General features: G+C 63.2%; 4 protein-coding genes and 1 pseudogene. 2 read left to right on the top strand and 3 right to left on the bottom strand.

Annotation, left to right across the window (positions count from 1 at the left end):
• Nucleotides 1–1,098: 1,098 nt before the first annotated feature.
• The 3 genes and pseudogenes from AB0N17_RS44985 to AB0N17_RS44995 all read right to left on the bottom strand — a co-directional run.
• Nucleotides 1,099–1,254 carry a hypothetical protein gene (locus tag AB0N17_RS44985; RefSeq protein WP_366017489.1) on the bottom strand — a complete coding sequence of 52 codons (156 nt, stop codon included), beginning with the start codon at nt 1,252–1,254 and terminating at the stop codon, nt 1,099–1,101.
• 46 nt (nt 1,255–1,300) lie between these two features.
• Entirely contained in the window at nt 1,301–2,050 is a 750-nt protein-coding gene (locus AB0N17_RS44990; protein WP_366017490.1) for an IS630 family transposase, read from the bottom strand.
• A pseudogene (locus tag AB0N17_RS44995) lies at nt 1,986–2,138 on the bottom strand (hypothetical protein); the annotation flags it as partial. The pseudogene AB0N17_RS44995 and the gene AB0N17_RS44990, both read right to left, overlap by 65 nt.
• An 836-nt stretch (nt 2,139–2,974) precedes the next feature.
• Here AB0N17_RS44995 and AB0N17_RS45000 point away from each other — a divergent pair.
• Together AB0N17_RS45000 and AB0N17_RS45005 are read left to right on the top strand one after the other, a co-directional pair.
• Nucleotides 2,975–3,940 (top strand): helix-turn-helix domain-containing protein, encoded by a 966-nt coding sequence (locus AB0N17_RS45000; RefSeq protein ID WP_366017491.1) that lies wholly within the window; start codon nt 2,975–2,977, stop codon nt 3,938–3,940.
• A gap of 315 nt (nt 3,941–4,255) precedes the next feature.
• Entirely contained in the window at nt 4,256–5,134 is an 879-nt protein-coding gene (locus tag AB0N17_RS45005; RefSeq protein WP_366017492.1) for an FAD-dependent oxidoreductase, read from the top strand.
• The last annotated feature ends 633 nt before the right edge of the window (nt 5,135–5,767 follow it).

The raw sequence follows: 5,767 nt of genomic DNA on the forward strand, positions 1-5,767 counted from the left end.
GCCTGCGCAGGGTCGCCGCATGGGTGAGGTTTGCGGTGGCCAAGGCTGTGGACACGGCTGCGCAGTGCGACGCGCCTCGGCTCGGTGATGCGCGTGCCCCCCCCGGTCGAGCGTGCCCTCGGGGTTGCAAGGGATGCCTGCCGCCGCTGTGGTCCGACTCCGGCTTGCTTGCTGCGAGGATGACTGTGCCCGCATTCCGAGAGTGCGCCGATGTCCGATCGTGTGCCATCGGTGATCGCGGCCATGTCCCGGATGTACCGGGTGCAGCGCGCCTGCGCCAACGATGACATTCTGCTGCCTTCCTACCGTGGGAAGACGACCGCGTTACCGCCGACGAAAACTACGCGGCCGACTGCGATACGAGGACCGAAGGGCGGCAATGATTCCTTGCTGAGTTTCCGACGCCCGCGGGAACACTGACAACCTGGAATCCCCCATACTGCTGACCGACCGTAATCCGGCAGGCGGGCATGCCCGCTCCAGACCTGCGCACAACCCCGAGCACGCGGCCGCTGAGCTGTCGTGCCGTCATTCGAATGGCCGATCGTGTCGTTCTGCTGCTGGACAGAGACCAGGGGCTTCGCCTGATCGGCCGCCTCAGACCTCCTGGCCACGACAGCCGTGGCGCACTCGCCGTCCGAGCCAACCGTTCGACTGCTCTGTCAGCCCACTCCACTCCTGTGAGGCACCCACAGCGAACCCATCCGCAAGCGGCTCCACCTGCATGTTCAGTGGCTCCACGCCGCCTCTCCCGCCGACGCTGCGGACGTTCGGCTCCCCTGACGACGACCAGTCCGGCCTCCTCGTGGACGCTTAGGACAGGGTCCTGCGTCGTTCAGCGATCACTGCCGGAGCAGCCGCCGGTGCTCGTCGAGGTCACCGTCGCGGTCCGCCGAACCGCATGTCTGGATGAAGTCATAGCCGACCAAGGCCGGGCGCTTGTCTCGGGTGGCACGGTCGGGCTGACTGATTTCGACGACCTCGATGCCTTTCCCTGTGCAGGTGCCGGGTCAGCGCGGATCCGTAGGATCCGGTGCATTCGACGCCGGCCCGGTGCAGGATGCCGAAAGACCGTGCCCAGACGAGTAGTTGACGATATCAGGCGGCGGTGGTCGGGAACTCTTGGTGGGCGAGCGAGGCGCCCAGGGTGGTGATGACGGCGGCGACGTGGACGTCCTTGTGGGTGTCCACGCCCAAGATCACTTCCTTGGCCGAGGCCTGCACTGGCTGCGCGGGCAGCGTCGGCTGGGGCATGCTGGTGACGGTCACGAGGCTCCCTTGGACTCCTATCGGGACACGTTCACCGGGCCGGCGCCAGTACGCACCGCAGGGAGCCAGAGCCGAGAGTTCCACTCCAAGGCAGCTGCGGCCAGTTGTCGCACGGGACAAGCTCCGGCCCCCTCTGCGGCACCCCATGATCCTCACAGCTGTCGCAGATCACGTGGACCGCCAGGCCGGGATCGGTCTGGCGGTCGATCTCATCGAGGAAGTCACGGAAGTCGACGGCCCGGTGCTGCGCGGACAGCTTCCCGATCACCTTTCCGGTGGCGGTGTTCAGTGCGGCGAACAGATCCACGGTGCCGTGCCGGACGTAGTCAAAACTGCGCCGCTCAGGGGCCCCGGGTACCATCGGAAGCACCGGAGCGGTCCGCTGAAGCCCCTGGATCTGCGGTTTCTCATCCACCGCGAAGACCACCGCGTTCGTCGGCGGGGCGAGATACAGCCCGACGACGTCGCGGATCTTGTCGATCAGCAGCAGGTCCGGAGAGATCTTGAAGTCCTGCGTGCGCCAGGGCTGCAGCCCGAACGTCCGCCAGATCCGCAGCACGCTCGTCGGCGAGATCCCCACCCGCTTGGCCAGCTCCCGTTTCGACCAGTGAGTGGCACCCTCGGGCACCTCTTCAAGGGTGCGCACCACCACCTCCACCTGGGCATCGAGTGCGGGGCACGCCGGGACGGGGTTCGTCGGACAGTCCGTCGAGCCGGTCTTGCAGGAATCTCGTCCGCCACCGGCGCACGGTTCCACGATCGGTGTCCACCGCGCGGCCACCGCGGTGTTGCTGTGCCCGTCCACGCAGGCCAGCACGATGCGTGCTCGCTTGGCGAGACCCTGCGAGGTCGTCCGGCGTTTGCCCCACCCCTGCAAAATCAGCCGCTCGTCCTCGGATAACTCCAGCGGCTGCAGCCTGCTGTCGCCCATTCCTCCAGCAGACCGCAGCCGTCAGCCGCCGTCACGGCCCACAAGCTGAAACGAACGACAACTCACGTGGCGAAACGTGAACTCAAGGCCAGATCACTAGGGGGCCTGAAGCGAACAGTCGGGGCGGCACCGCCAGCTCCTCGGGCGCACGATCTCCTGTCTGTCCGAACACACCCAACTCGTCCGCTTCACCACGCAGGACACGGTGACAACCCGACCGTTCGTGACAGCGCCGCGGACAGTTCACTTTCAGCCAACTGCAGCCGGTGGATCAGCGGCGGTCCGATCACGTCGACGACCCGAGATGGCAAGAGAAGACGCACAGCACGTCCGACACCTATACACACAGTAAATCTCAGCGCAAATCTTTTACACGCTCACATGTCCGAAACATGATTGCGACCAGATAGATGATCAGTAGATTCACTGCAGCACTCGGTTCCTGGACGGCTTGACAGCCGCGCCGTTCAAGAACGGAAAACACGGGAGAACACATGGCTTCCCCTCTTCGCCGGCCCTGGCTCGACCACCCCAGGCCGTTCGCCGCCAAAGCATATTAAACCCCGGTAATTGCACACATGGCTTCGAGTCATTCACCCAGCGCCGCTACCGCACCAGCCGAGCCCGGCTGCCGTAGGCTGGGGGAAGACACACTCACGCAGGTGAACAGGACACCTCTTGCCTGCTCCGAAGCACGACCCTTGAGGCCAGGCTTGTCGGCGACAGGGGGCAGCCCAAAACCGGTTGCCGCAGGCACAGCGTAAAAGGATCGCTATGAGAATCGCAGTTTTGGTACTGGACGGCGTATTCGATTCTGGCCTGGCATCCGCGCTAGATGTGCTGGGCACTGCCAACGAGATGCGCCAGCAGGTCACAGACCCGCCACCGGCCTGGGACGTAGAGGTTGTGGGATTCAGCGATCATGCAGTCACAGGAGCAGGGCACGTCGTGCCCACGGCACCAGTCTCAGAAGTCGCTCCTGATCAGTGGCTTGTCCCTGCGCTCGCCGAAAAAGACCCAGAACGGCTGATTTCTCTGGTGAGCTCCGCGTCCCACGGGCCCGCTCGCACACTCCTGTCCAACGCATGCTCCTCCGGAGTACCCGTAGCGGCCGCATGCACCAGCACGTTCGTGCTGGCTGAGGCAGGCATACTGAACGGCCTCCGTGCAACCACCAGCTGGTGGCTGGCGCCCGCCTTCCGTCAGCGCTATACCCGAACGACGCTCGACGAGACCCAGATGTTGGTGACTGACGGCAGAGTCACAACAGCCGGAGCCGCATTTGCTCAAGTCGATCTGGCTCTTTCACTTGTACAAGCCCGCAGTCCGATGATCGCAGCGCTCGCGGCCCGTTATCTCGTGATTGACGACCGCCCCTCGCAAGCGCCCTTCATGATTCCCAGCCTGCTTGCCCACAACGATCCGCTGGTATCAGCCTTTGAACAGTGGCTTCGCTCCAACCTCGCGTCACCTCTGCGATTGACTGATGCAGCGCGGGCTATTGGGACCAGTGAGCGAACTCTGCAACGCGTTGTGCGTAAGGTGATGGGCTGCTCACCAGTTGAGTTCGCCCAGGAAGCGCGCCTCGACCAGGCTATCCACCTGTTTCAGACAAGCGATCTACCCGCTGATGCCATTGCACGTCAAGTAGGTTACGAAAATGCTTCCTCACTCCGGCGCCTGCTGCGTAGCCGGCGTCATGTGACTCCAAGCTCTTTGCGCCCGTCAAAAGTAGGCTGACCTTCTCCTTCGAGGCGGGCTACTCCGCTTACCGTGGGGGGTAGGCCCGTAATGACGTCGGCACATCGCAAGACTCATTGAGTTACAGCCCTGGGCGCCGGCTGGCGCGATCGGACCCCTCCTTGACGCATTCCATCCTGCCCCGGGGCACGCTGGCGTAAACGGGGTTCTTAATGGCGTCTACAGTCCTGGCCGTGACTCGTCCAGCGCCATAACTTGAGATACAGAAACACGGAGTAGATGGCCAACGGAACGGGCCGGCACCGGCCAGCCCACGCGCCTCACCGTTCTTCTGCATCCGGGGAGGAGGGAGTTATGGACCTAGAACTTCCCCTTACCAGGCACCCTTCCCGACTCCCCCCCAGGAAACAGGGTCAGGTTCGCTCAACTCGCGGTGACAGGCTGCTTGTTGTCGGCGGTGGCCCCGCTGGCGTCGCAGCTGCCACTTCTGCCGCCCAGTCGGGTGCACGCGTCATTCTGGCCGAGCGCTGTGCTCAACTCGGGGGGCAGCTTGCCATCGCCGGCCGCACCATCAGGCACAGGGAGCTGTGGCAACAATGGCTTCGCTGGGCCCATAGAGAACTTTCAGCCGGGTCGGTCGACGTCCGGCTGAATCATCCGGTCAACGAAAGCGCCTGCGCGAACTTCGACCAAGTCATCATCGCCACAGGAGCTATACCCGCTCGCCCCTGCCTCAACTGGGAAGGCTCTCAAGCCGTATTGAGTTCGTGGTCCGCCATAATGCGCCCCGCCCCGCTCACAGGATCAGTCCTCATTGCCGATCAAGAGCACGAATGGTCAGCCGTGGACGCGGCCGAAATACTCGCCACCCACGGATACGCAGTCACCCTGATGACTGACAGAGGCACACCGGCGAGTCTCCTTCGGAGCATGGAACGCGAGGCCTATCTAGATAGATTGACCACCCTGGGCGTTCGAATTCTCCGGCACCACCGTCTCCTGACGACAGTGAGAGACGGGACAATCATCCAAGACATCGATCGTGGGCGTCGCTTCCCTGTCCCTCAAAACATGGGCGCCATCGTCATTGCGTCGCACCGCTCCCCGAACATCACGCTGTGGGAGAAGGTAAAACACATGCCCAACGCGAAGTTGGTGGGTGACGCAGTAGCGCCGGGGTCGCTAGAAGGCTCCATTACTCATGGCAGCCGGGTAGGGGACTGCTATTTCTGACTTACGCTCTCGTGCGCTTGGCACGTCGCGTTCGTCGTCGGCTGAGCCTGCGCGATGCCAGAGTCCTGAAAGTACGTGCGACCACGTGGGCTGAGTTGCAACAAGGACAACCCGTGTTGAGCTACTCGCAAGTCACTTCTAGCGTCAGCTCCATCCACCAATTCCCCACTTAGGAGTGCGCTAGCATGAGCACGACTGATCGACGCGCTCCCCGCTCACCAGCTGTTATCGGGCCGCCCCTACTGGACAGTGGCGGATTCCTCGGCCAACGCGACTGCAGCACTCCGGAGAAGGCCCGATTTGCGATCGTACTCGCGAGCGCGCCAGATATCGATGCTCCCGCTGTTCGTCTCATCTCTGAAATGCTCGGGCTCACCGACTCAGATCTGGTTCTAGCACGAGAACTCTTGCGGAACACCCGCATGCAGGCAGTCTCCGAAGACGACGCTCAGAAGGGATGAGAGAGGGAAGTGGTGATGTGCCTGATCCGTGCGATTTACTATGACGGGTTATTAGGCTGCTGCCCTACGGCAGCTGTTCCGAACAAAGACTCGGCAGTGTCCTACATACCGCCTCGCAGGCTGCGTCACTGCGCACCGAGTCGCTGAGGTCCTTCGCGCACTGAACTTGACC

Origin of the sequence: Streptomyces sp. NPDC051133 (assembly GCF_040682635.1) — a bacterium.
Lineage (GTDB): Bacteria > Actinomycetota > Actinomycetes > Streptomycetales > Streptomycetaceae > Streptomyces.

Bases quoted from the DNA above. Each gene is read 5' to 3' on its own strand.
- AB0N17_RS45000 (WP_366017491.1), top strand. From the start codon at position 2,975: ATGAGAATCGCAGTTTTGGTACTGGACGGCGTATTCGATTCTGGCCTG.
- AB0N17_RS45005 (WP_366017492.1), top strand. From the start codon at position 4,256: ATGGACCTAGAACTTCCCCTTACCAGGCACCCTTCCCGACTCCCCCCC.
- AB0N17_RS44985 (WP_366017489.1), bottom strand. From the start codon at position 1,254: ATGCCCCAGCCGACGCTGCCCGCGCAGCCAGTGCAGGCCTCGGCCAAG.